Genomic DNA, 22595 nt, shown 5'->3' on the forward strand with positions numbered 1-22595 from the left:
CATCAATGACACCCCCGGAATCCCTTGATATCGCCGAACAGAAGCGACGTTTCCACTGGCAATGCCGGCGCGGCGCCTCCGAGGTGGAAGTGGTGCTCAACGCCTATCTGGAGCGTTTTTTCGAGGTCGACGACGATGAGCGCCGCGCCCGCTTCGCCCGCCTGCTGGAATGCGAGGACGTGGACCTGCTGGAATGGTTCACCCGGCGCTCCCAGCCCGAGGACCCGGAATTGCGCGCCTTCGTCGCCGAGTTGCTCGACCGTGTGGCCCAGAAGGGTTGAGCTGGCCGGCTCCCGCTACCCGCGGCGGTTGCGGTGCGCCGCGCTCGGCCTGGGCGCGGCGGCGATCCTGCTCAGTGGCCTGCCGCTGAGCCTGGCGGCGCTCACCGGGCTGGCCGCGCTGGTGGCGGCGCGCCGCTGGCGCCCGGCCACGCCGCGCAGCGTGGACGTCACCCCCGGCGCCGTGCGGCTGAGCCTGCGCGACGGCCGCCGGGTGACCCTGACGCCGCCGTTCCGGGTGATGTTGCGCGAGCACTGGCTGGCCCTGCACTGCCCGCGCCGGGGCTGGGTGTGGGTGTTCCCGGACCAGGCCGGCCCGGCGGCGCTGACGCCGCTGCGCCAGGTGCTCTACCTGCAGCGCCGCTGATCAGGGCCGTCCCGGCACCAGCACCGAATCCTTGCCGACCGGGTCCGCGTCCGGGAATTCACGCATGAAGTGCAGGCCCCGGCTTTCCTTGCGCTGCAGCGCCGAGCGAATAATCAGATCGGCGATCACCACCAGATTACGCAGCTCCAGCAGGTCGTTGCTGATGTGGTAATTGCTGTAATACTCGGTGATTTCCTTCTTCAGCATCTCCACCCGGTGCTGGGCCCGCTCCAGGCGCTTGGTGGTGCGCACGATGCCCACGTAGTCCCACATGAAGCGGCGCAACTCGTCCCAGTTGTGGCTGATCACCACGTCTTCGTCGGAGTCGGTCACCTTGGAATCGTCCCAGGGCGCCGCCTCGCGGGGCTCGGGCAGGTCGTGCAGATGCTCGCCGATATGCTCCGCCACGGCACGGCCGTAGACGAAGCACTCCAGCAGGGAATTGCTGGCCATGCGGTTGGCGCCGTGCAGGCCGGTGAAGCCGGTTTCGCCGAGCGCGTACAGCCCGGGCACGTCGGTGCGCCCGTCGCGGTCGATGATCACGCCGCCGCAGGTGTAATGCGCCGCCGGCACCACCGGAATCGGATCGCGGGTGATGTCCAGCCCCAGCTGAAGGCACTTGGCGTACACGGTGGGGAAGTGCTCGATGATGAAATCCGCCGGCTTGTGGCTGATGTCCAGATACAGGCAGTCCGCGCCCAGACGCTTCATTTCATGATCGATGGCGCGCGCCACCACGTCCCGGGGCGCCAGCTCGGCGCGCTCGTCGAAGCGCGGCATGAAGCGCTCGCCGTTGGGCAGCAGCAGGCGGCCGCCTTCGCCGCGGATCGCCTCGGTGATCAGAAAGCTCTTCGCCTTGGGGTGGTACAGGCAGGTGGGGTGGAACTGCATGAATTCCATGTTCGCCACCCGGCAGCCGGCGCGCCACGCCATGGCGATGCCGTCGCCGGTGGCCACGTCCGGGTTGGAGGTATACAGGTACACCTTGGAGGCGCCGCCGGTGGCCAGCACCACCGAGCGCGCCAGAATCACGTCGGTTTCGCCGGTTTTGATGTTGTGCACATAGGCCCCGCAGCAACGACGCTCTTTACCTTGTTGCCCGTCGGGGCTGTTGTGCTCCTGCAGAATCAGGTCCACGGCGACCCGGTGCTCAAAAAGCTGTACATTGTCGCGCTCCTTGACGCGGTCGATCAGCGTGCTGGAGATCGCCACCCCGGTGGCGTCGGCGGCGTGGATGATGCGCCGGTGGCTGTGGCCGCCCTCGCGGGTCAGGTGGTAGGGCAGGGGATTGGCCTCCGAGCCCTCCAGGCGGGTAAAGTCCACCCCTTGGTCGATCAGCCAGCGAATCGCGCGCGGCCCGTTTTCCACCGTGTAGCGCACCGCGTCGTCATGGCACAGGCCGCCGCCGGCCAGGTGGGTGTCGCGCACGTGGCTTTCCAGAGAGTCGTCGCTGTCGAGCACCGCGGCCACGCCGCCCTGGGCGTAGTAAGTGCTTGCATGGGTGAGTTCACCCTTGGACAGCAGCGCCGCCTGCACGCCGTCGGGCAGGCCCAGGGCCACGGTAAGGCCGGCGGCGCCGGAGCCGATGATCAGAACGTCGTAGCGGAAGGTGGCCATGAAGCCTCTTTAGCTGGGGAAATGTTGAACCAATGTGAAAACCGGTGCTTCCGGAGGCGCTAGTATAGCCGCCCGTGGAACACCTGATACAATACCGCGTTTTACCCTCCGCCAGGCTGGGAACAGTGATACCTTGACGGGAGCCCCGGTGTCAGACGAACAGTTGGTCAAGAAAGCCAAGAGCGGCGATCAGCGCGCCTTCGAGGTGCTGGTGCTCAAGTACCAGCAGCGTATCTTCGCGCTGATCAGCCGCTATGTGCGTGACCACGACGAGGTCCAGGACGTCGCCCAGGAAGCCTTTATCAAAGCCTGGCGCGCGCTGCCCCGTTTCCGTGGCGACAGTGCCTTTTACACCTGGCTCTATCGGATCGCCGTGAACACCGCCAAGAACCATCTGGTGTCGTTGAGCCGCCGTCCGCCGGGCTCCGACCTGGATGCCGCCGAGGCGGAACAGTACAGTGGCGCGGAGGTGCTCCATGAAATTGGAACCCCGGAGTCGCATCTGTTGTCCGATGAGTTGGAGGCAGTTATCCACAAGTCCATCGAGGAGCTGCCCCAGGAGCTGAGGACCGCCGTCACCTTGCGTGAATTCGAAGGTCTCAGCTATGAGGATATCGCGGCGGTCATGGAGTGCCCGGTGGGAACCGTTCGTTCCCGCATTTTCCGGGCCCGTGAAGCCATCGATGAAGCGGTGCGTCCCCTGCTCGGGTCGCAGCGCGGCGACAGAGGGTGAGGACATGAACAGGGACTACGAAGCGCTTTCCGCCTTCCTGGACGGCGAAACCAACGAACTGGAAACCCGGCGCGTACTGCGCGACCTGGACCAGGCCGATATCGCGACCCTGGGTCGCTGGCAACTGGCCAGCGATACCCTGCGCGGGCACGCCAGCCGGGAAGTGCCGCCGGCGTTCAACGCACGGCTCTCCGCCGCCCTGGCGGCGGAATCGAAGCCCGCCAAGCGGGCCGGCATGATGGGCGGCTTTGCCCGGGTGGCGGTGGCCGCCTCCGTGGCCGCCGCCACCGTGATCGGCTGGCAGTACTGGAGCGTGCCCGCCGGCAACGGCGCGGCGGCGCCCACCATGGCCGCCAATGACGGCGCCGCGCCGTCCGCGCCCACCGGCAGCGCCACCATCGGCGCCACCCCGGTGGCCGCCGAGCAGCGCCTGACGCGGCCGTTCGGCGAGACCTCCCTGGTGGCGCAGGGCGCCCGCCAGGGCGAGCGCGCCACCGGCACCGTCAACACCGCCCAGCCGCGGGTGAACGCCATGCTGCTGCGCCACAGTGAATTCACCGCTCGCCACAGCAGCCAGGGCATGATGCCCTACGCCCGCCTGGTGAGCATGGACGCCCGCAACGGAGCACGCTAACGAAATGATGCGGACCCTCGCCCTCGGCCTCGCCCTGGCCGCCCCCCTCGCCGCACCCGTCGCGATTGCCGACCCCACGCCCGCCCAGGCGCTGCTGGAGGAGATGACCGAAGCCTCCCAGCAGCTGCAGTACCGGGGCCGCTTTCTCTATCAGCTGGGCGGCGAGGTGAGCACCATGGAGCTGAGCCACGCGGTGATCGACGGCAAGCAGTACCAGCGCCTCACCCACCTCGACGGCCGCCTGGTGGAAGTGCTGCAACTGGGCGATGAAGTGGTGTGCCTGCACCCCAACGGCACCCTGACCCGCATCAATGACAACGACACCGGCCTGCTGGCGTTCCGCGACCGCCTGTCCTCATCGATTCCCGAACAATACAACGTGCTGGTGGACGGCGACGGCCGCGTGGCCGGCCGCGTCACCACCCGCATGCGCGTGGCGCCGCTGGACAACCACCGCTACGGCTACCGGCTGTGGGTGGACCGCGACAGCAGCCTGCTGCTGAAATCCGAAATGGTGGACGCCAGCGGCCTGGCCGTGGAGCGCGTCGAGTTCGTGTCCCTGGATCTGGAGCCGGGCCTGGAGCGTTCCGATTTCCAGCTGCCCAAGGTGATCGCCGAGCGCTCCCTGGAGAGCGTGGCCGCGGCCAGCCCCGAGCGCGTGCACGTGGAAGCCGGCTGGCTGCCGTCCGGCTTTGAAGCCGCCGACCGCGACTGGCGGCGGGTGGCGGACCTGCGCCAGCCGGTCACCGCGCAAAGCTACACCGACGGCCTGGCCACCTTTACCCTGTTCGTGGAGAGCGTGGCCAGCGATCAGGTGGAAGAGGGCGTCAGCCGCGTCGGACCCACCGTGGCGATCAGCCGGGTGCAGAACCTGGACGAGCGCGTCTACCTGATGACCCTGGTGGGCGAAATTCCGCAGCCCACCGCCGAACGCATCATGGAAGCGGTGGCGATTCGCGCCACGGACAAACGGCCATGATAGAAGAGCAGGGGCGCGTGGTGGCCCGTGAGCCCGGAGCGATCTGGGTGGAAACGGTGCGCGCCGGCACCTGCTCGTCGTGCCAGGCCCGCCAGGGCTGCGGGCACAGCGTGATCAACCGCCAGGCCGCCGGCCAGCGCGCCCGCCTGCGGGTGGTCACCGATCTCAGTTTTCGCGACGGCGACCCGGTGGTGATCGGGGTGCCGGAAAAAGCAGTGCTCTACGGCGCCCTCTGGGTGTACGCCCTGCCGCTGGCGCTGCTGTTCGGCGGCGCCCTGCTGGGCGACGCGCTGTCGCTGACGCTGGCCGGGCGCGCCGTGGACGGCGCCGCGCTGTTCGGCGTCGGCGGCCTGCTGCTGGGCTTCCTGATCACCCGCCTGCACGGTCGCCGTGTCGCCGGCGCCGGGCGCTATCAGCCGCGCGTGCTGAGCCGCCCGGGCGGCGCCGACGCTGAAACCACGATCCGGGTGCGGCCCGCGCGCTGACCCGGCCTGAACCTAGAACAGGGTAGAAGGGAGCCTTTCCATGGGGATAACGCATCGTATTGTGTTGATGCTGGCCTTGGCCGGCGTGCTCGCCGCCTGCGGCCAGGACACCGACAACACCACCAAGCAGGACACCAGTGACAGCCGCGACACGGCGCCGGCCCGCGCCGACGCCGGTGACGGCGAGCCGCTGGTCACCGGCCTGCCGGACTTCACCGCCCTGGTGAAGAAAGAAGCGCCGGCGGTGGTCAACATCAGCACCGTCACCCGCCGCGAGCGCAGCCAGCAGTCGCAGCTGGACCAGCTTCCCGAAATGTTCCGCCGCTTTTTCGACGAGTTCGGCGGCGGCCCGGGCGGCCCCGGTGGCGGCCCGGCCCCGCGCTCCGAAACGGAGTCGCTGGGCTCCGGCTTCATTATCTCCAGCGACGGCTATGTGCTGACCAACTACCACGTGGTCGGCGAAGCGGACGAGATCGTGGTGCGTCTGCAGGACCGCCGTGAACTGGACGCCGAGCTGATCGGCTCCGATCCGCAGAGCGACCTGGCGCTGATCAAGGTGGACGCCAGCGACCTGCCGGTGGTGGACATCGGCTCCTCCGACGACCTGCAGGTGGGCGAATGGGTGCTGGCCATCGGCGCGCCGTTCGGCTTCGACAGCTCGGTGACCGCCGGCATCGTCAGCGCCAAGGGCCGCAGCCTGCCCACCGACAACTACGTGCCCTTCATTCAAACCGACGTGGCCATCAACCCGGGCAACAGCGGCGGCCCGCTGTTCAACCTCAACGGCCAGGTGGTCGGTATCAACTCGCAGATCGTCAGCCGCTCCGGCGGCTACATGGGCCTGAGCTTCGCCATTCCCATCGACCTGGCCATGGACGTGGCCGACCAGCTCAAGGAAACCGGCGAAGTCAGCCGCGGCTGGCTGGGCGTGCTGATCCAGGAAGTGGACCGCGATCTGGCCGAATCCTTCGGCCTCGACAAGCCCATGGGCGCCCTGGTGGCCCAGGTGCAGAGCGGCTCGCCGGCGGCGGAAGCCGGCCTGCAGCCCGGCGACGTGATCATCGCCTTCAACGGCCGTGAAATTCAGCGCTCCGCGCAGCTGCCCAAGTGGGTGGGCGCCCTCAAGGCCGGCACCGAGGCGGAAATGACCGTGGTGCGCGACGGCGACGAAAAGACCCTGGAAGTGACCGTCGGCGAGCTGCCGGACAACCCCCAGGCGGGCATGGCCGGCCAGCCGGACCAGGACCAGGGCGAGTCCGACAAGCTGGGCCTGGAAGTGCGCGCCGCCAGCGCCGCCGAGCTGGCCCGGGTCAAGGCCGACCACGGCGTGGTGATCACCGGCGTCCAGGACGGCCCCGCCGCCCGCGCCGGGCTGAGCAGCGGCGACCTGCTGGTGAGCCTCAACGGCAAGCCGGTGGACAGCCTGGACGCCTACCGGGAGATCGCCGCCGACCTGCCCGACGAGGGCACCGTGCCGGCCCTGGTCAACCGCGACGGCAATGCCCGTTTCGTCGCCATCAAGCTCTGACCCGGCATCATCGGGGCTGTGGGAGCGGGCCCGCTCCCACAGGCCGCTCGCACAGGATTATCCACTGGCGCCCTAATCCGCTAGAATCGCGCTCCATTGTGTCTTCTTTCATTTCCGGCTCTGGCGGGTATACGTGACCGACATTACGCACATTCGCAATTTCTCCATCATCGCGCACATTGATCACGGCAAATCCACCCTGGCGGACCGCTTCATTCAGGTTTGCGGCGGGCTGTCCGACCGCGAGCTCAAGGAGCAGGTGCTGGATTCCATGGATCTGGAGCGCGAACGCGGCATCACCATCAAGGCGCAGAGCGTGACGCTCTACTACACCGCCCGTAACGGTGAGACCTACCAGCTCAACTTCATCGACACGCCCGGCCACGTGGACTTCTCCTACGAGGTGTCCCGCTCGCTGGCCGCCTGCGAGGGCGCGCTGCTGGTGGTGGACGCCGCCCAGGGCGTGGAAGCGCAGTCGGTGGGCAACTGCTACACCGCCATCGAGCAGGACCTGGAGGTGCTGCCGGTGCTCAACAAGGTGGATCTGCCGCAGGCGGAACCGGACCGGGTCGCCGAGGAGATCGAGGAGATCATCGGCCTGGACGCCACCGACGCCTGCCATGTGTCGGCCAAGACCGGCCTGGGCGTGGACGACCTGCTCGAGCAGCTGGTGGAGCGCATTCCGGCGCCGGCGGGCGAGCGCGACGCGCGGCTGCAGGCGCTGATCATCGATTCCTGGTTCGACAACTACATGGGCGTGATCTCGCTGGTGCGGATCCGTTACGGCCGCCTCAAGAAGGGCGACAAGATCCACGTTAAATCCACCGGCCAGAACCACGTCGTCGACAGCCTGGGCGTGTTCACCCCCAAGCGCAAAGAGACCGACATCCTGGAAGCCGGCGAGGTGGGCTGGGTGAGCGCCACCATCAAGGACATCCACGGCGCGCCGGTGGGCGACACCCTGACCCACGCCAAGACGCCGGACGTGGAAATGCTGCCCGGCTTCAAGAAGGTCAAGCCGCAGGTCTACGCCGGTATGTTCCCGGTCAACGCCGACGACTACGAGGACTTCCGCGACGCGCTCTCCAAGCTGGCGCTCAACGACGCCTCGCTGTTCTACGAGCCGGAAAGCTCCGACGCCCTGGGCTTCGGCTTCCGGGTCGGTTTCCTGGGCATGCTGCACATGGAGATCATCCACGAGCGCCTGGAACGGGAATACGACCTGGATCTGATCACCACCGCGCCCACCGTGGTCTACGAGCTGATCCTCAACGACGGCTCCACCCTGTACGTGGACAACCCGTCGTCGCTGCCGGACAGCAACCTGATCGAGGAATTCCGCGAACCGATCGCGCGGGTCAATATCCTGGTGCCGCAGGAGTACGTGGGCAATGTGATCACGCTGTGCACCGAGCGCCGTGGCGACCAGATCAACATGCAGTTCCTGGGCAAGCAGATCGCGCTCACCTACGACATTCCCATGGCGGAAGTGGTGCTGGATTTCTTTGACCGCCTGAAGTCCGCCAGCCGCGGTTACGCGTCGCTGGAATACTCTTTCGAGCGCTTCCAGGACACCAAGCTGGTGAAGGTGGACGTGCTGATCAACGGCGACAAGGTGGACGCCCTGGCGATGATCTGCCACCTGGACCAGTCCGCCCATCGCGGCCGTGCCCTGATCGAGAAGATGAAGGAGCTGGTGCCGCGCCAGATGTTCGACGTGGCGATCCAGGCCGCCATCGGCAGCAAGATCATCGCCCGCCAGACCGTCAAGGCGCTGCGCAAGAACGTCACCGCCAAGTGTTACGGCGGCGACGTGTCGCGCAAGAAAAAGCTGCTGCAGAAACAGAAAGAAGGCAAGAAGCGCATGAAGCAGGTGGGTAACGTGGAAATCCCCCAGGCCGCGTTCCTGGCCGTACTCAAGGTGAACGACTAAATGGATATCGATGTGGGAATGTGGCTGACCCTGGCGCTGTTCGTCACGGTAATCATCTGGCTGGCGGACAAAGCGCTCAAACTGCGCCAGCGCAAAGGCATGATCGGCAACACGGTGGAGACCTCCAATTCGCTGATTTCGGTGCTGTTCATCGTGCTGGTGATCCGCTCTTTTATTGTCGAGCCGTTCACCATTCCCTCCGGTTCCATGTTGCCGACCCTCAAAGTTCATGATTTTATTCTGGTCAACAAGTTCTCCTACGGACTGCGCCTGCCGGTGACCAACACCAAGATCATCCCGCTGGGCGAGCCGGAGCGCGGCGACGTGATGGTGTTCAAGTACCCGGAAGACACCGGGCAGAACTTCATCAAGCGGGTAGTGGGGCTGCCCGGCGACCGCATCGCGGTGCGTGACAACGTGCTCTACGTCAACGGCGAGGCGGTGCCCCGTGAGCTGGTCGGCCGCGAGCGCAACTCGCAGGTGTGGCGCCGTGAATACGTCGAGACCCTGGGCGAACAGCCGCATTTGATCTGGCAGGAAGGGCGGGTCAATCCGTACAGCGGCGACGCCATGATTCCGGAGCGCACCCAGGGCGAATGGCAGGTGCCCGAGGGCAGCTACTTCGTGATGGGCGACAACCGCGACAACAGTAACGACAGCCGGTTCTGGGGCGTGGTGTCCGAGGACCTGGTGGTGGGGGAAGCCTTCCTGATCTGGATGCACTGGGACCCGATCTTCTCCTGGCCGAGCTTCTCCCGTAATGGGGCGATCGATAAAGTGGAGGCAGAATAATGATCACAGGTCCTTCCCGTCAGCGCGGGCTTTCCCTGATCGGCTGGGTGGTGGTGCTGATCATCCTGGCGGTGTTCGGCACTGCCGCGTTTCGCATGGTGCCCGCCTACATGGAATACAACACCATCCGCTCGGCGATCAATTCGGTGCTCTCCGACAGCAAGACCGCGCTGATGTCCGAGCGCGAAGTCTACGACGCCATCGGCAAGCGCTTTACCATCAACCAGGTGAACGCCATCGGCGTGCGTGATCTGGATATCCAGAAAGCCGGCGGGCAGTTGTCCGTGGGCGTCGATTACGAAGTCCGCGAGCCGATGTTCTACAACGTCTTCGTGGTGATGGAGTTCGACCACACCTTCAGCAAGAATATTGGTCAGTAATGGATGATCTGGATCGTCTTACCCGCCGTCTCGGCTATCAGTTCAAGGATCCGGCGCTGCTGCAACTGGCGCTCAGCCACCGCAGCGTCAGCCGTCGCCGCAACAACGAACGGCTCGAGTTTCTCGGCGACTCCCAGCTCAGCCTGATTATTTCCTCGGAGATTTTTCACCGCTTCCCGGAAGCCGCCGAAGGCCAGCTCACCCGCATGCGCGCCTTCCTGGTGCGTGGCCAGACGTTGGCGGAAGTGGCCCGGGAGCTGGGCGTGGGCGAGTACCTGATTCTCGGCGGCGGCGAACTGAAAAGCGGCGGCAACCGACGTGATTCGATCCTCGCCGACGCCCTGGAAGCGCTGATCGGCGCCATCGTCATCGACGGCGGCGAAGACGCCTGCCGCGACGTGGTGCTGAAATGGTTCGCCGACCGCCTGGAGCAGATCTCCCCGCAGAGCGTGCGCAAGGACGCCAAAACCCGCTTGCAGGAATGGCTGCAGGCGCGCAAGCATGAGTTACCCGCCTACGAAGTGCTGTCGGTGACCGGACAGGCGCCGAAACAGACCTTCGAAGTGGCTTGCAGCCTGCCGGATCTGTCCCGGCAATTCACCGCCAGCGGCGCCAGCCGCCGCCGCGCCGAGCAGCAGGCCGCGGAACAGGCCCTGGACTGGTTGGAGCAGTCAGCATGAGCGACACCCGTTGCGGCGTGGTGGCCATCGTCGGCCGCCCCAATGTGGGCAAATCCACCCTGATGAACCATCTGATCGGCGAGAAGGTGAGCATTACCTCCCGTAAGCCGCAGACCACCCGTCACCGGATCCACGGCATTCTCAGCCGCCCCGGCTATCAGATCGTGTTCGCCGACACGCCCGGCATCCACACCGGCCAGGAGCGCGCCCTCAACCGGGCAATGAACGACGCCGCCCAGTCGGCGCTGTCCGACGTGGACGTGATCTGCTTCATGGTCGACGCTCTGAAATGGACCGAAGGCGACGAGCACGTGCTTGGCCTGCTGCAGCGCGCCGGCGACACGCCGGTGATTCTGCTGGTCAACAAGGTCGACAACCTGACCGACAAATCCCTGCTGCTGCCGCACCTGGAAAGCCTGGCGGCGCGCTTCGCCTTCGCCGAGGTGATCCCGGTGTCGGCGCTGCGCGACCACAACCTGGACGTGCTTGAGAAAGCGCTCTCCAGCCGCCTGCCGGAGGGGGATTTCTGGTTCGACGACGACCAGCTCACCGACCGCAGCCTGCGCTTCATGGCCGCCGAGATCATCCGCGAAAAAGTGGTGCGCCAGCTGGGCCAGGAAGTGCCCCACCAGATCACCGTGGAAATCGACATCTGGGAAGACGGCCCCAAGGTCACCGACATCGCCGCCACCATCCTGGTGGAGCGGCGCGGCCAGAAGAAAATCCTGATTGGCGACAAGGGCTCGCGCATCAAAAGCATCGGCACCCAGGCCCGCGAGGACATGGAACGCCTGATCGACCGCAAGGTGATGCTCACCCTCTGGGTCAAGATCAAAGCCGGCTGGTCCGACGACGAACGCGCCCTGCGTTCGCTGGGCTATGACCACCGCTGAGACCGGCGGCCCGAACGGCCTCGCCCCGGCCTGGCTGTTGCACCGCCGCGCCTTCCGCAACACCAGCCTGATCGTCGACCTGTTCCTGCCCCGCCAGGGCCGGGTCGGCGCGGTGGCGCGCGGCGGCCGCCGGGATGCCTCCCTGGCGCCGTTCGCGCCGCTCTGGGTGGACCTGAAAGCCGGCGGCGAGCTGTTCACCCTGCGCCAGGTGGAGCCGCGCGGCCCCGGCCTGGCCCTGCACGGCCGGGCGCTCTACTGCGGCTTCTACGTCAACGAGCTGCTGGTGCGCCTGCTGCACCGCGACGACGCCCACCCGGACCTGTGGCCGGTGTACGAACGCACCCTGGCCGAGCTGGCCGGCGACACGCCCCTGGACATCACCCTGCGCCGCTTCGAAATGATGCTGCTGGAAGATGTCGGCTACGGGCTGGCGCTGGACCACGACCTGCAGGGCGAGCCCCTGGACCCGGCCAGCCGCTACCGCTGGGAAGGCGGCGAAGGCCTGCGGCCCGCCGTCGAGGGCTACTACGGCGAGCACCTGCTGGCCCTGGGCCGCGACCAGTGGGACGCGGACGTGCGCCGCACCGCCAAGGCGCTGCTGCGCGAGGCGCTGGCCCCGCACCTCGGCGACCGGCCCCTGCGCAGCCGCGAACTGTTCCGCTAGAGCGGTTCTGCTACCATTCCCCCAACCTTTGAATCCGTTGCTGGAGCACCCCCCATGTCCGTTCTTCTCGGCATCAACATCGATCACGTGGCCACCCTGCGCCAGGCCCGCGGCACCCGCTACCCGGACCCGGTGCAGGCCGCGCTGATCGCCGAGCAGGCCGGCGCCGACGGCATCACCGTGCACCTGCGCGAAGACCGCCGGCACATTCAGGACCGTGACGTGGAGCTGCTGGCGCACACCCTGCAGACGCGCATGAACCTGGAAATGGCCGCCACCGAGGAAATGGTCGGCATTGCCCGCCGCATCGGCCCGGCGCACAGCTGTCTGGTGCCGGAAAAGCGCGAGGAACTGACCACCGAAGGCGGCCTGGACGTGGTCGCCAACGAAGACTGGATCCGTGATTGCTGCGCGCGGCTGGCGGACGCCGGCATCGAAGTGTCCCTGTTTATCGACGCGGACCCGGCGCAGATCGAAGCGGCGGTGCGCTGCCGGGCACCGGCCATCGAGATCCATACCGGCCACTACGCCGACCTCACCGCGCCGGAAGCCCGCGACAAGGAGGCGGCGGCCCGCGAGCTGACCCGTATCCGCGACGCGGTGGCGCTGGGCCGCGAGGCCGGGCTGATCGTCAACGCCGGCCACGGCCTGCACTACCACAACACCCGCGAGATCGCGGCGATCCCGGGCATCAACGAACTGAACATCGGCCACGGCATCATCGCCCGGGCGGTGATGACCGGCCTGGACGAAGCGGTGCGCGCCATGCGTGTGCTGATTGACGGTGCCGCCGGCAGCGCCCTTTAGTCAGGTGCCGCAGAAGGTGCGTAGCACCTGCTCGTCGGGCGCCGGCGGCTGCCGGTAGGGGTCGTCCGGCCCCCGGTCCCGGTAGGGGTCGTCCAGCGCCGCCAGCAGCGCCTTCACCGGCGCCAGGTCACCGTCACGCACCGCCGCCGACAGCGCCGCCTCCACCTGGTGGTTGCGCGGAATCACCGCCGGGTTATGGCGGCCCATCAGCGCCCAGGCGTCCTCCTCGGCCTTGCCGTTGCGGCCCAGCCGCGCCTGCCAGCGCCGGTGCCAGTCGCCGAACTCGTCGTTCTGGAACGGCTCGCCCGGCGGCGTGGCGCCGCCGATCAGATCGCGGAAGGTGTTGGTGTGGTCGGCGTCGTGGCGGGCCATCCAGTCGAGCAGGTCGGCGGCCAGGGCGGCGTCGCCGTCCTCCTCGCCGAACAGCCCCAGTTTGCCGCGCATCATCACCAGCCAGCGCTGCGCGTAGCGCTCGGTGTGGCTTTTGATCAGCGCCTCGGCGGTTTCCACGGCGCGGTCGGCGTCGTCGTCGATCAGCGGAATCAGGGTTTCCGCGAAGCGCGCCAGGTTCCACTGGGTGATCACCGGCTGGTTGCCGTAGGCGTAGCGGCCGCGTTGATCGATGGAGCTGAACACGGTCTCCGGATGGTAGCGGTCCATGAAGGCGCAGGGGCCGTAGTCGATGGTCTCGCCGGACAGGGCCACGTTGTCGGTGTTCATCACGCCGTGGATAAAGCCCACCCGCATCCATTCGGTGATCAATGCGATCTGCCGGTCCATCACCCCTTCCAGCAGCGCCAGCGCCGGCACCTCGGCGCCCGACCGGTCCGGGTAGTGGCGCTTGAGGGTGTAGTCCACCAGCGTTTCCAGCAGCGTCGTGTCCTGGCGGCCGGCGGCGTACTGAAAGGTGCCCACGCGCAGGTGCGAGGCCGCCACCCGGGTGAGGATGGCGCCGGGCTGGGCGGTGTCGCGCAGCACCTGCTCGCCGGTGCCGACCACCGCCAGCGCCCGGGTGGTGGCCACGCCCAGGGCGTGCATCGCCTCGCTGATGATGTACTCGCGCAGCATCGGGCCGAGAGCGGCGCGGCCGTCGCCGCCGCGGGAAAACGGCGTGCGCCCGGAGCCCTTGAGCTGGATGTCGCGGCGCTGGTCGTCCGGGGTGAGCTGCTCGCCGAGCAGCACCGCGCGGCCGTCGCCGAGCATGGTCGGGTTGCCGAACTGGTGGCCGGCGTAGGCCTGGGCCAGCGGCTCGCCGCCGGGCAGCGGCCGGTTGCCGCCCAGCAGGGCGGCGCCGGTGTCGCTGTTCAGGGCTTCGGCGTCGAGCCCCAGCTGCGCCGCGAGCTCGCCGTTGAACAGCAGCAGCTCCGGCGCCCGCACCGGCTGCGGGTCACAGAACGCAAACAGGGTCTCGGGCAGGCGGGCGTAGCTGTTGTCGAACCGGAAGCCGAACGGGTTGGCGGACATGCGGGTGCTCCATGAAAGAATGACTGCTACCCAAGGGTAACAGACTCCACCACCCGGGCCGTGACGGCGAGGCCTAAAGCCGCGCCGCCTGGCCGTACTGGCGCACGCTTTCGATCTCCGCCAGCAGGGCGGCCACCAAGTGCTCCAGGCGGCCGTCGTCGACCTCGGTCTTGAGGCCCTCTTCCAGCTCCCGGGCGGCCCGCTCCAGCCGTGGCGTGCCGCAGTAGCGGCAGGCGCCGTGCAGCTTGTGCACGCGCTCCAGCAGGGCGTCCCGGTTGTTGCTCTCGGACAGGGCGTTAATGCCGGGCGCGTCCTGCTCCAGGCTGGCCAGCAGCATGCTGAACATGTCCCGGGCCAGGTCCTCGCGGCCGCCGGCGCGCTGCTTGCCGAGCGCCTCGTCCACCACCAGGTCGGTGGCGGCCGGCTCCGGCGCCGCCGGCGCCTCTTCCGCGACCGGTTCGGCCTCCGCGCCGTCGGTGCGGGTCCAGCGCTCCAGGGTGTGGCGCAGCTGCCCCTCGGTGATCGGCTTGCTCAGGTAGTCGTCCATGCCCGCCGCCAACAGCGAACGCCGCTCGCTCTCCAGGGCGTGGGCGGTGAGCGCAATGATCGGCGTGCGCAGCCCTTCGCCTTCGCGCTCGCGCATCTGCCGGGTGGTTTCCAGGCCGTCCATGCCCGGCATCTGCACGTCCATGAACACCAGATCGAAGGTGCCCCGGGAAAACGCGGTAAGCGCTTCCTCACCGCCGGCGCAGGGCACCACGTCAACGCCCATCTCCTCCAGGAACACCCGCGCCAGTTTCAGGTTGCCGGGGTGATCGTCCACCACCAGCACCCGGGCGTCCAGCGCGGCGCCGCCGCAGGCCGCGCCGGTGCACGCCGGCTCCGCCAGGCCGCCCAGTTCGAGCAGGCCGTCGCGCAGCCGCCGGCGGGTGGGCGGTTTGCCCAGCACCCGGCACTGTTCGGCGTGGCCGCTGAGCTGGCCGGACAGGGCGTCGGCGTGGGCGGTGAGCACGATCACCGGCTTGCCGGTGGTGTCCAGCAAACGCTCCACCAGCGGCGTCAGCCGTGACGGGTCCGGCAGCGACGCCGGCGCTGCCAGCAGGAAATAATCGGTGCTCTCCAGGGTGTCGGTCTCCAGGTGGTCGTGCAGCTGCTCCAGGGCCTGCAGCTCGGTCACCTGCATCCGCCAGCCGCTGAGCATGTGGTACAGCGCCAGGCGGGCGTGTTCGTTGGCCTCCACCAGCGTCACGCTGAGGCCCTTCAGGGCCACCGGGGCGGGCTCCGGCTCGCCGCTGCCGTCGCGCTCCGCGCGCACCGTGAACCAGAAGGTGGAGCCGCGTCCGGAGGTGCTGTCGATGCCGATCTCGCCGCCCATGCCTTCCACCAGCCGCTTGCAGATCGCCAGGCCCAGGCCGGTGCCGCCCTCGCGGCGGCGGGCGCTCTGGTCCACCTGGGTGAAGGCGTTGAACAGGTTCTTCTGCAGGTCCGGCGACAGGCCGTTGCCGGTGTCGGTGATGGTGATCTTGACCACCGCCTCGGCGCCGCGCTCTTCCTCGAGCATGGCGCGCACCACGATCGACCCGCGCTCGGTGAACTTGATCGCGTTGCTGACCAGATTGGTGAGTACCTGGCGAATACGCAGCGGATCGCCGAGCAGGCCGGTGGGCACGTCGGAGTAGATGATCGCCGCCTGCTCCAGGCCCTTCTCCTGGGCCATCGGCGCCAGCATGGTCTGCACGTCCTCGATGATGTCGTGCAGATCCAGCGGAATATGTTCCAGTGACAGCTTGCCCGCCTCGATCTTGGAGAAGTCGAGAATATCGTTGATGATCGACAACAGCGATTCGGCGCTCTTGCGGATGGTGCCCAGATAATCCTGCTGGCGGGGCGACAGGGTGGAGCGTTCCAGCAGGCGGGTGAAGCCGATGATGCCGTTCAGCGGCGTGCGGATTTCATGGCTCATGTTGGCCAGGAATTCCGATTTGATCTGGCTGGCCTTGAGCGCTTCCTTGCGCGCCATATCCAGCTCGATGTTCTGAATCTCGATGGTTTCCAGGGTCTCGCGCAGGTCCTGGGTGGCCTGGTCCACGTTCTGCTGTAGCTCGGCCTGGGCCTCGTCCAGGGCCGCCACCATGTTGCCGAGGGCGTCTTCCAGCTCCTTGAGCTCGCCCTGGGCGCCCGCCGGCGGCGGCGGGCTCAGGTCGCCGTCGCGCACCCGCCGCACCGTGTCCAACAGCGAATCCACCGGCTGCGTCAGCCGCTTGGCGAAGCGCACCGCCGGCATCACCGCCAGCAGCACCAGCACCACCACCACGGCGATCATCGTCAGCACCGCTTCCAGGATCTCGATGTACTGCCCCTGCCGGGAAAACTCCACCGTCAGCAGCCGGTTGCGCTGGCCGGGCAGGGCGCGCACCAGCTGCCAGCTGGAATCGGTGACCAGCCGGCGGCCGCCGCCCTCCAGACGCTCCGCCTCCTGCACCGGGCGCAGCCGGGGCCCGGCGTGGGACTGCCAGCCGGACTGGTTGTCCAGCAGCGAGGCGGCGCGCACGTCCGGCTCCTCCAGCAGGGCGCGCAGCAGCGGCTCGTAGGCCGGCTGCTCGGCCTCGCCCAGCGCCGCCAGACGGGCGGCGTAGCTCTCGATGATCAGTTGCTGGCGGTGGGCGGTGTCGGCGCGCACTTCCACCATCCGGTGGACCAGCGTGTAGCCGCCGATCACCAGCGCCGCCAGGAAGGCGGGCAGGGCGGTCATCACCAGAATGCGCGTGCGCAGGCTCGAATGGGCCATGGTTCCCCTGAAAATCTCTGTTCTGATTATGGTGGCGGTTTCAGTGCCGCCATTATGCCGCAGTTGGCGAGCGGCGCATCCCGCCCTGTCACGGCCCCGGAGTTAAGCTACAATGCGCCCCATGACCTACAAGACCATTGAATCCACGGTGGGCCACACGCCACTGGTGCGCCTGCAGCGCCTGCCGGGGAACACGACCAACACCATTCTGGTGAAGCTGGAAGGCAATAACCCGGCCGGGTCGGTCAAGGACCGGCCGGCGCTGAATATGATCATCAAGGCGGAACAGCGCGGCGAGATCAAGCCCGGCGATACCCTGATCGAGGCCACCAGCGGCAATACCGGCATCGCTCTGGCGATGGCGGCGGCCATGCGCGGCTACAAGATGAAGCTGATCATGCCGGCCAACCAGAGCCAGGAGCGCCGCGACGCCATGGCCGCCTACGGCGCCGAACTGATCTCGGTGACCAAGGAAGAGGGCATGGAAGGCGCCCGCGACCTGGCCCAGGCGATGCAGGCGCGCGGCGAGGGCCGGGTGCTGGATCAGTTCGCCAACCCGGACAATCCGTTGGCCCATTACGAAAGCACCGGCCCGGAAATCTGGGAAGAGACCGGCGGCGCGATCACCCACTTCGTCAGCTCCATGGGCACCACCGGCACCATCATGGGCTGCAGCCAGTTCTTCAAGGAGAAGAACCCGGAGATCCAGATCGTCGGCCTGCAACCCACCGACGGCGCCTCGATTCCCGGCATCCGCCGCTGGCCCGAGGCCTACCTGCCGAGCATCTTCGACGCCGCCCGCGTCGACCGCGTGATCGACATGGGCCAGGACCTGGCGGAGCGCACCATGCGCCGGCTGGCCCGCGAGGAAGGCATCTTCTGCGGGGTCTCCTCCGGCGGTTCCGTGGCGGCCGCCCTGCAGCTGTCCGAGGAACTGGAGAACGCCGTGATCGTGGCCATCGTCTGCGACCGGGGCGACCGCTATCTGTCCACCGGCGTCTTCAATGAGGCGGGCAACGCGGAGGCCGGCCAATGAACGTGCTGGTGTTTGATATCGAGACGGTGCCCGACCTGGAAGGCGGCAGCCGCATTTACGACCTGGACGGGCTCAGCGACAAGGACACCGCCAGCGCGCTGTTCAATCTGCGCCGCCAGGAAAACGGCTCCGAGTTTCTGCGCCTGCACCTGCACCGGGTGGTGGCGATCTCCGTGGTGCTGCGCTCCGCCCAGGGTGTGAAAGTCTGGTCCCTGGGTGACGAGGACAGCACCGAAAAAGAGCTGATCGAGCGCTTCTACGACGGCATCGACCGCTTCACCCCGCAGATCGTCAGCTGGAACGGCGGCGGCTTCGACCTGCCGGTGCTCAACTACCGCGCCCTCAAGCACGGCGTGGTGGCGCGCCGCTTCTGGGAAACCGGCAACGAAGACACCAGCTTCCGGTTCAACAATTACCTGAGCCGCTTCCACCAGCGCCACCTGGACCTGATGGAGCAGCTCGCCATGTTCAACGGCCGCGCCAACGCGCCGCTGGACCAGATCGCCACCCTGCTGGGCTTCCCCGGCAAGATGGGCATGAGCGGCGCCAAGGTGTTCGACACCTTCCAGGCCGGCGACCTCAAGGCGATCCGCGACTACTGCGAAACCGACGTGCTCAACACCTGGCTGGTGTTCCTGCGTTTCCAGATGCTGCGCGGCGAGCTCGACGCCACCGGCTACCAGGCCGAGCTGGACCTGCTCCGGGACTACCTGAAAGCCGAAGGGCATCCGCACTTCCTGAGCTTCCTGGAAGCCTGGGAAGCCGCGGGCAATTAACAGTTAACAGTTAACAGTTAACAGTTAATAGCGGCGCGGGAGAGGCTGGTCGAAACAGAACCGTCACCGGCCGCGCCAAAAGGTTGGGCGCGGCCTCGAACCGTTCGGACGCCACCCGCCTCGCCCGCGCCGCTGTTAACTGTTCACTATTAACTCTTAACTGAATTTGATTTATGGCTCGACGTCGCAAGAAGCAGCTGCCGGAAACGCCGGTGGCCGCCACCATCGAGAGTCTCAGCCACGACGGTCGGGGCATCGCCCGCCTGGACGGCAAGACCACCTTTATCGACAACGCCCTGCCCGGCGAGCAGGTGTTCTTTCAGTACACCTTCATGCGCCGCAAGTTCGACGAGGGCCGCGCGGTGGAAATCCTCGACCCGTCCCCGGACCGGGTCACGCCGCCCTGCGCGCACAGCCTGATCTGCGGCGGCTGCAGCCTGCAGCACCTGGACCCGGCGGTGCAGATTCAGCGCAAACAGGCGGTGCTCGCCGAACAGCTCGAGCATTTCGGCGGCCTGCGTCCGGATCGCTGGCTGGAGCCGCTTACCGGGCCGGTCACCGGCTACCGGGGCAAGGCGCGGCTGGGCGTGAAGTACGTGGACGCCAAGGGCGACACCCTGGTCGGCTTCCGCGAGAAACGTAACAGCCTGATCGCCGATCTGGCGCAGTGCGAGGTGCTGATTCCCGAGGTGGGGCACCGCTTCCGCGACCTGCGCGCGCTGATCAACGGGCTGGACTGCCGGCGGCGTTTGCCGCAGATCGAGGTGGCCCGGGGCGACGACGCCGTGGCGCTGGTGTTCCGCCACCTGGACCCGCTGTCCCCGGCCGACCAGGACGCGCTGGTGGCGTTCTGCCGCGAGAATGGCCTGCAGTGCTATTTGCAGCCGGGCAACGAGAGCACGGTGCACCGGGTATGGCCGGAGGAGGGCGAGGAGAGGCTCTACTACCGCCATCCGCAGGCGGACGTGGAAATGGCCTTTCACCCGTCGGACTTCACCCAGGTCAACGCCGAGATCAACCGCCGCATGGTGCCCTTGGCATTGGATTTGCTGGAGGTGGAGGCGCACCACCAGGTGCTGGACCTGTTCTGCGGCCTGGGCAACTTCACCATCCCCGCCGCGCGCCGCGCCGCCGGGGTGGTGGGCGTGGAGGCCAGCGACGCCATGGTGCGGCGCGGCTACGAGAACGCCCGCCGCAACGGCCTGGAAAATGTGGCCTTCCACGCCTGGGATCTGGACAGCGAGCCCAAGGGCCAGCCCTGGGCCCGCCAGCGCTACGAGCGGGTGCTGCTGGACCCGCCGCGCAGCGGTGCCCTGGAAATGGTGCGCATGATGCCCCAATTTGGTGCGGAGAAGCTGGTGTACGTTTCCTGCAACCCGGCCACCCTGGCCCGCGATGCCGGGGAACTGGTGGCCCGGGGTTACCGTCTTAGTGGCGCCGGGGTGATGGACATGTTCCCGCACACCGCGCATGTGGAATCGATTGCCCTGTTCGATCGTCGTTAAAGGATAGCCCATGGTAACCGTACGCCGGCAACAGCCCGATGAATTGGACGCTCGGGACTGGCACGCATGGCTCGAACAACTCAACGCCCGGGTGCCGGTCCGCGACCCGGTGACTCTGGAACGCGCCTGCCAGGTAGCCGAGCGCTGCGAGCGCGCCGGCGAAGCCGCCGGCCGTCTGTGGCCCTACGGTAAGGGCTGCCTGACCATCGGCCTGGAGATGGCCGATGTGCTCGCCGATCTGGGGGCCGACGCGGAAGCGCTGCCCGCAGCGGTGCTGTACCGGGCGGTGCGTGAAGGGCAGCTGCCCCTGGCCGAGGTCAACACGGATTTCGGCGAGCCGGTGGCGCGCCTGATCGAGGGCGTGCTGCGCATGGCCGCCATCGGCACCAGCCTCAATCCCACCCGCAAGGCGGTGCTCGGGCAGCAGGACGGCCAGCTCGACAACGTCCGCAAGATGCTGCTGGCGATGGTCGACGACGTGCGCGTGGCCCTGGTCAAGCTGGCCGAGCGGACCGTGATCATCCGCGCGGTGAAGGAATCCGACCCGGAGCGCCAGCAGAAAGTGGCCCGCGAGATCTTCGACATCTACGCGCCGCTGGCCCACCGCCTGGGCGTGGGCCAGTTGAAATGGGAGCTGGAGGACCTGTCGTTCCGCTACCTGCAGCCCGGCGCTTACAAGAAGATCGCCAAGCTGCTGGATGAAAAGCGCCTCGACCGGGAAAGCTACATCGACGAGGTGATCGACAGCCTGCGCGGCCATCTGGACCGCAACGGCATCAAGGGCACCCAGGTGTACGGCCGCGCCAAGCACATCTACAGCATCTGGCGGAAGATGCAGAAAAAGCATCTGGATTTCGGCGAGGTCTACGACGTGCGCGCGGTGCGCGTGCTGGTGCGCGAAGTGCGCGACTGCTACGCCGCCCTGGGCATCGTCCACTCGCTGTGGAAGCACGTGCCCAAGGAGTTCGACGACTACATCGCCAGCCCCAAGGACAACGGTTACCAGAGCCTGCACACCGCCGTGGTGGGCCCGGAGCGCAAAATGCTGGAGGTGCAGATCCGCACCTTCGACATGCACGAAGAAGCGGAGCTCGGCGTGTGCGCCCACTGGCGCTACAAGGAAGGCAGCAAGGCCGGCCGCAAGAGCCGCTCCTACGAGCAGCGCATCGCCTGGCTGCGCCAGGTGCTGGAGTGGCACGACGAGCTGGGCGACAACGCCGACACCATGATCGACGAGCTCAAGCACGGCCTGGTCAGCGACCGGGTCTATGTGTTCACCCCGGACGGCCATGTGGTGGACCTGGAAGCCGGCGCCACGCCGGTGGATTTCGCCTATCACATCCACACCGAGGTGGGGCACCGCTGCCGGGGCGCCAAGGTGAACGGTCACATCGTGCCGCTCAACTACAACCTCAACACCGGCGAGCAGGTGGAAATTCTCACCGCCAAGGAGGGCGGTCCCAGCCGCGACTGGATGACGCCGTCGCTGGGCTATGTGGCCACCTCCTCGGCGCGGGCGCGCATCCAGCAGTGGTTCAAACGACAGGACCGGGACGTGCACATCGCCCAGGGCCGCGCCATCCTGGAGCGCGAGATTTCGCGCCTGGCCCTGGACCGCATCGACCTGGACGCCTTGGCGCCGCAGCTCAATCTGAAGACCGGCGACGACGTGCTCGCCGCCCTGGGCGCCGGCGACCTGCGCCCCGGCCATGTGGTCAACCAGGCCCAGTCGCTGCTCGGCGACGACCCGCAGCAGGAGCTGGCGTTCGTGCCGGCGCGCTCCAAGGCGTCGGAGAGCGGCGACGTGACCATCCAGGGGGTGGGCAACCTGCTCACCCACATGGCGGCCTGCTGCCGGCCGGTGCCCGGCGACCAGGTGATGGGCTTCATCACCCAGGGGCGCGGCGTCACCGTGCACCGCGCCGACTGCCACAACCTGCTGGCGATGCAGGGCGAAGAGCCCAACCGGGTGGTCGAGGTGAGCTGGGGGGAAGCGGACCGCATCTTCTACCCGGTGGACATCTTCCTGCGCGCCTGGGACCGCCAGGGGCTGCTGCGCGACGTGATCGCGGTGCTCGCCAACGAGAAGGTCAACGTCACCGCTGTGCACACCGAATCGCACACCGAGGACAACACCGCCACCATGCTGTTGACGCTGGAGATCGCCTCCCTGGGCGGCCTCGGCAAGGTGCTGGCGAAGATGGACCAGCTCAAGGGCGTCCTCGAAGTGCGCCGCTACAAAAAATAATGGAGCCG

At 67.5% G+C, this 22595-nt stretch carries 21 protein-coding genes; 18 read left to right on the forward strand and 3 right to left on the reverse strand.

The annotated features are described in order from the left end of the window. Positions 1 to 5 precede the first annotated feature (5 nt). Both ACMG4O_RS07995 and ACMG4O_RS08000 read left to right on the forward strand, forming a co-directional pair. Complete coding sequence (locus ACMG4O_RS07995) at positions 6 to 281, forward strand: succinate dehydrogenase assembly factor 2 (RefSeq protein ID WP_142950086.1); 276 nt, start codon at positions 6 to 8, stop codon at positions 279 to 281. Further along, on the forward strand, positions 262 to 645 hold the full coding sequence (locus ACMG4O_RS08000; protein ID WP_335628750.1) for a hypothetical protein: 384 nt from the start codon (positions 262 to 264) through the stop codon (positions 643 to 645). Before ACMG4O_RS07995 ends, ACMG4O_RS08000 begins: the two co-directional genes overlap by 20 nt. On the opposite strand, the gene nadB is transcribed toward ACMG4O_RS08000, so the two are convergent. Next, positions 646 to 2262: an L-aspartate oxidase gene (gene nadB / locus ACMG4O_RS08005; protein WP_414434835.1), complete on the reverse strand. Its 1617-nt coding sequence runs from the start codon at positions 2260 to 2262 to the stop codon at positions 646 to 648. It abuts the gene before it with no gap. Between the two features lie 148 nt (positions 2263 to 2410). On the opposite strand from nadB, the gene rpoE reads away from it, so the two are divergent. The 12 genes from rpoE (at position 2411) to pdxJ (ending at position 12770) form a co-directional block, all read left to right on the forward strand. Next, complete coding sequence (gene rpoE, locus ACMG4O_RS08010) at positions 2411 to 2995, forward strand: RNA polymerase sigma factor RpoE (RefSeq protein WP_414434836.1); 585 nt, start codon at positions 2411 to 2413, stop codon at positions 2993 to 2995. Between the two features lie 4 nt (positions 2996 to 2999). Continuing rightward, positions 3000 to 3629, forward strand: a complete 630-nt coding sequence (locus tag ACMG4O_RS08015) for a sigma-E factor negative regulatory protein (protein WP_194856944.1) — start codon at positions 3000 to 3002, stop codon at positions 3627 to 3629. A 4-nt stretch (positions 3630 to 3633) separates the two neighbouring features. Continuing rightward, positions 3634 to 4608, forward strand: coding sequence for a MucB/RseB C-terminal domain-containing protein (locus ACMG4O_RS08020; protein WP_414434837.1), 975 nt, complete (start codon positions 3634 to 3636; stop codon positions 4606 to 4608). Further along, a complete protein-coding gene (locus tag ACMG4O_RS08025) occupies positions 4605 to 5093 on the forward strand; it encodes a SoxR reducing system RseC family protein (protein WP_142950092.1) in 489 nt (162 codons plus the stop codon). The genes ACMG4O_RS08020 and ACMG4O_RS08025 overlap by 4 nt, the downstream gene beginning before the upstream one ends. A gap of 40 nt (positions 5094 to 5133) precedes the next feature. Then, a complete protein-coding gene (locus tag ACMG4O_RS08030; protein ID WP_335628749.1) occupies positions 5134 to 6621 on the forward strand; it encodes a DegQ family serine endoprotease in 1488 nt (495 codons plus the stop codon). Between the two features lie 133 nt (positions 6622 to 6754). Next, positions 6755 to 8554 (forward strand): translation elongation factor 4, encoded by a 1800-nt coding sequence (lepA, locus tag ACMG4O_RS08035; protein ID WP_142950094.1) that lies wholly within the window; start codon positions 6755 to 6757, stop codon positions 8552 to 8554. After that, positions 8555 to 9346: a signal peptidase I gene (lepB, locus tag ACMG4O_RS08040; RefSeq protein WP_142950095.1), complete on the forward strand. Its 792-nt coding sequence runs from the start codon at positions 8555 to 8557 to the stop codon at positions 9344 to 9346. Continuing rightward, positions 9346 to 9726: a DUF4845 domain-containing protein gene (locus tag ACMG4O_RS08045; RefSeq protein ID WP_228548156.1), complete on the forward strand. Its 381-nt coding sequence runs from the start codon at positions 9346 to 9348 to the stop codon at positions 9724 to 9726. The genes lepB and ACMG4O_RS08045 overlap by 1 nt, the downstream gene beginning before the upstream one ends. Beyond that, the gene (rnc, locus tag ACMG4O_RS08050; RefSeq protein ID WP_194856645.1) at positions 9726 to 10406 is read left to right on the forward strand and encodes a ribonuclease III; all 681 of its coding nucleotides are present in this window, start codon (positions 9726 to 9728) and stop codon (positions 10404 to 10406) included. The genes ACMG4O_RS08045 and rnc overlap by 1 nt, the downstream gene beginning before the upstream one ends. After that, complete coding sequence (gene era / locus ACMG4O_RS08055; protein ID WP_142950097.1) at positions 10403 to 11299, forward strand: GTPase Era; 897 nt, start codon at positions 10403 to 10405, stop codon at positions 11297 to 11299. Before rnc ends, era begins: the two co-directional genes overlap by 4 nt. Further along, entirely contained in the window at positions 11286 to 11963 is a 678-nt protein-coding gene (gene recO / locus ACMG4O_RS08060; RefSeq protein WP_414434838.1) for a DNA repair protein RecO, read from the forward strand. Before era ends, recO begins: the two co-directional genes overlap by 14 nt. A 54-nt stretch (positions 11964 to 12017) precedes the next feature. Next, the gene (gene pdxJ, locus ACMG4O_RS08065; RefSeq protein ID WP_335628746.1) at positions 12018 to 12770 is read left to right on the forward strand and encodes a pyridoxine 5'-phosphate synthase; all 753 of its coding nucleotides are present in this window, start codon (positions 12018 to 12020) and stop codon (positions 12768 to 12770) included. Here pdxJ and ACMG4O_RS08070 read toward each other — a convergent pair whose 3' ends face one another. Continuing rightward, positions 12771 to 14234, reverse strand: coding sequence for a protein adenylyltransferase SelO (locus tag ACMG4O_RS08070; protein WP_414434839.1), 1464 nt, complete (start codon positions 14232 to 14234; stop codon positions 12771 to 12773). A 73-nt stretch (positions 14235 to 14307) separates the two neighbouring features. Continuing rightward, positions 14308 to 17022 carry a response regulator gene (locus ACMG4O_RS08075; protein WP_414434840.1) on the reverse strand — a complete coding sequence of 905 codons (2715 nt, stop codon included), beginning with the start codon at positions 17020 to 17022 and terminating at the stop codon, positions 14308 to 14310. A 121-nt stretch (positions 17023 to 17143) separates the two neighbouring features. Here ACMG4O_RS08075 and cysM point away from each other — a divergent pair, with 121 nt between their 5' ends. From cysM to relA, 4 genes are all read left to right on the forward strand, one after another. Beyond that, the gene (gene cysM, locus ACMG4O_RS08080) at positions 17144 to 18058 is read left to right on the forward strand and encodes a cysteine synthase CysM (RefSeq protein ID WP_142950106.1); all 915 of its coding nucleotides are present in this window, start codon (positions 17144 to 17146) and stop codon (positions 18056 to 18058) included. Continuing rightward, positions 18055 to 18834, forward strand: coding sequence for a 3'-5' exonuclease (locus ACMG4O_RS08085; RefSeq protein ID WP_414434841.1), 780 nt, complete (start codon positions 18055 to 18057; stop codon positions 18832 to 18834). The genes cysM and ACMG4O_RS08085 overlap by 4 nt, the downstream gene beginning before the upstream one ends. Positions 18835 to 19007: 173 nt before the next feature. Next, positions 19008 to 20339, forward strand: a complete 1332-nt coding sequence (rlmD, locus tag ACMG4O_RS08090) for a 23S rRNA (uracil(1939)-C(5))-methyltransferase RlmD (RefSeq protein ID WP_194856639.1) — start codon at positions 19008 to 19010, stop codon at positions 20337 to 20339. Between the two features lie 10 nt (positions 20340 to 20349). After that, positions 20350 to 22587: a GTP diphosphokinase gene (gene relA, locus ACMG4O_RS08095; protein ID WP_414434842.1), complete on the forward strand. Its 2238-nt coding sequence runs from the start codon at positions 20350 to 20352 to the stop codon at positions 22585 to 22587. Positions 22588 to 22595 lie beyond the last annotated feature (8 nt).

The organism is Alloalcanivorax venustensis (genome assembly GCF_047495515.1).
GTDB classification, from domain to species: domain Bacteria; phylum Pseudomonadota; class Gammaproteobacteria; order Pseudomonadales; family Alcanivoracaceae; genus Alloalcanivorax; species Alloalcanivorax venustensis.

Coding starts and splice junctions, on each gene's coding strand:
- ACMG4O_RS07995 (WP_142950086.1), top strand. CDS start 6: ATGACACCCCCGGAATCCCTTGATATCGCCGAACAGAAGCGACGTTTC.
- nadB (WP_414434835.1), bottom strand. CDS start 2,262: ATGGCCACCTTCCGCTACGACGTTCTGATCATCGGCTCCGGCGCCGCC.
- ACMG4O_RS08015 (WP_194856944.1), top strand. CDS start 3,000: ATGAACAGGGACTACGAAGCGCTTTCCGCCTTCCTGGACGGCGAAACC.
- ACMG4O_RS08020 (WP_414434837.1), top strand. CDS start 3,634: ATGATGCGGACCCTCGCCCTCGGCCTCGCCCTGGCCGCCCCCCTCGCC.
- ACMG4O_RS08025 (WP_142950092.1), top strand. CDS start 4,605: ATGATAGAAGAGCAGGGGCGCGTGGTGGCCCGTGAGCCCGGAGCGATC.
- ACMG4O_RS08030 (WP_335628749.1), top strand. CDS start 5,134: ATGGGGATAACGCATCGTATTGTGTTGATGCTGGCCTTGGCCGGCGTG.
- lepB (WP_142950095.1), top strand. CDS start 8,555: ATGGATATCGATGTGGGAATGTGGCTGACCCTGGCGCTGTTCGTCACG.
- ACMG4O_RS08045 (WP_228548156.1), top strand. CDS start 9,346: ATGATCACAGGTCCTTCCCGTCAGCGCGGGCTTTCCCTGATCGGCTGG.
- rnc (WP_194856645.1), top strand. CDS start 9,726: ATGGATGATCTGGATCGTCTTACCCGCCGTCTCGGCTATCAGTTCAAG.
- era (WP_142950097.1), top strand. CDS start 10,403: ATGAGCGACACCCGTTGCGGCGTGGTGGCCATCGTCGGCCGCCCCAAT.
- recO (WP_414434838.1), top strand. CDS start 11,286: ATGACCACCGCTGAGACCGGCGGCCCGAACGGCCTCGCCCCGGCCTGG.
- pdxJ (WP_335628746.1), top strand. CDS start 12,018: ATGTCCGTTCTTCTCGGCATCAACATCGATCACGTGGCCACCCTGCGC.
- ACMG4O_RS08070 (WP_414434839.1), bottom strand. CDS start 14,234: ATGTCCGCCAACCCGTTCGGCTTCCGGTTCGACAACAGCTACGCCCGC.
- ACMG4O_RS08075 (WP_414434840.1), bottom strand. CDS start 17,022: ATGGCCCATTCGAGCCTGCGCACGCGCATTCTGGTGATGACCGCCCTG.
- cysM (WP_142950106.1), top strand. CDS start 17,144: ATGACCTACAAGACCATTGAATCCACGGTGGGCCACACGCCACTGGTG.
- ACMG4O_RS08085 (WP_414434841.1), top strand. CDS start 18,055: ATGAACGTGCTGGTGTTTGATATCGAGACGGTGCCCGACCTGGAAGGC.
- rlmD (WP_194856639.1), top strand. CDS start 19,008: ATGGCTCGACGTCGCAAGAAGCAGCTGCCGGAAACGCCGGTGGCCGCC.
- relA (WP_414434842.1), top strand. CDS start 20,350: ATGGTAACCGTACGCCGGCAACAGCCCGATGAATTGGACGCTCGGGAC.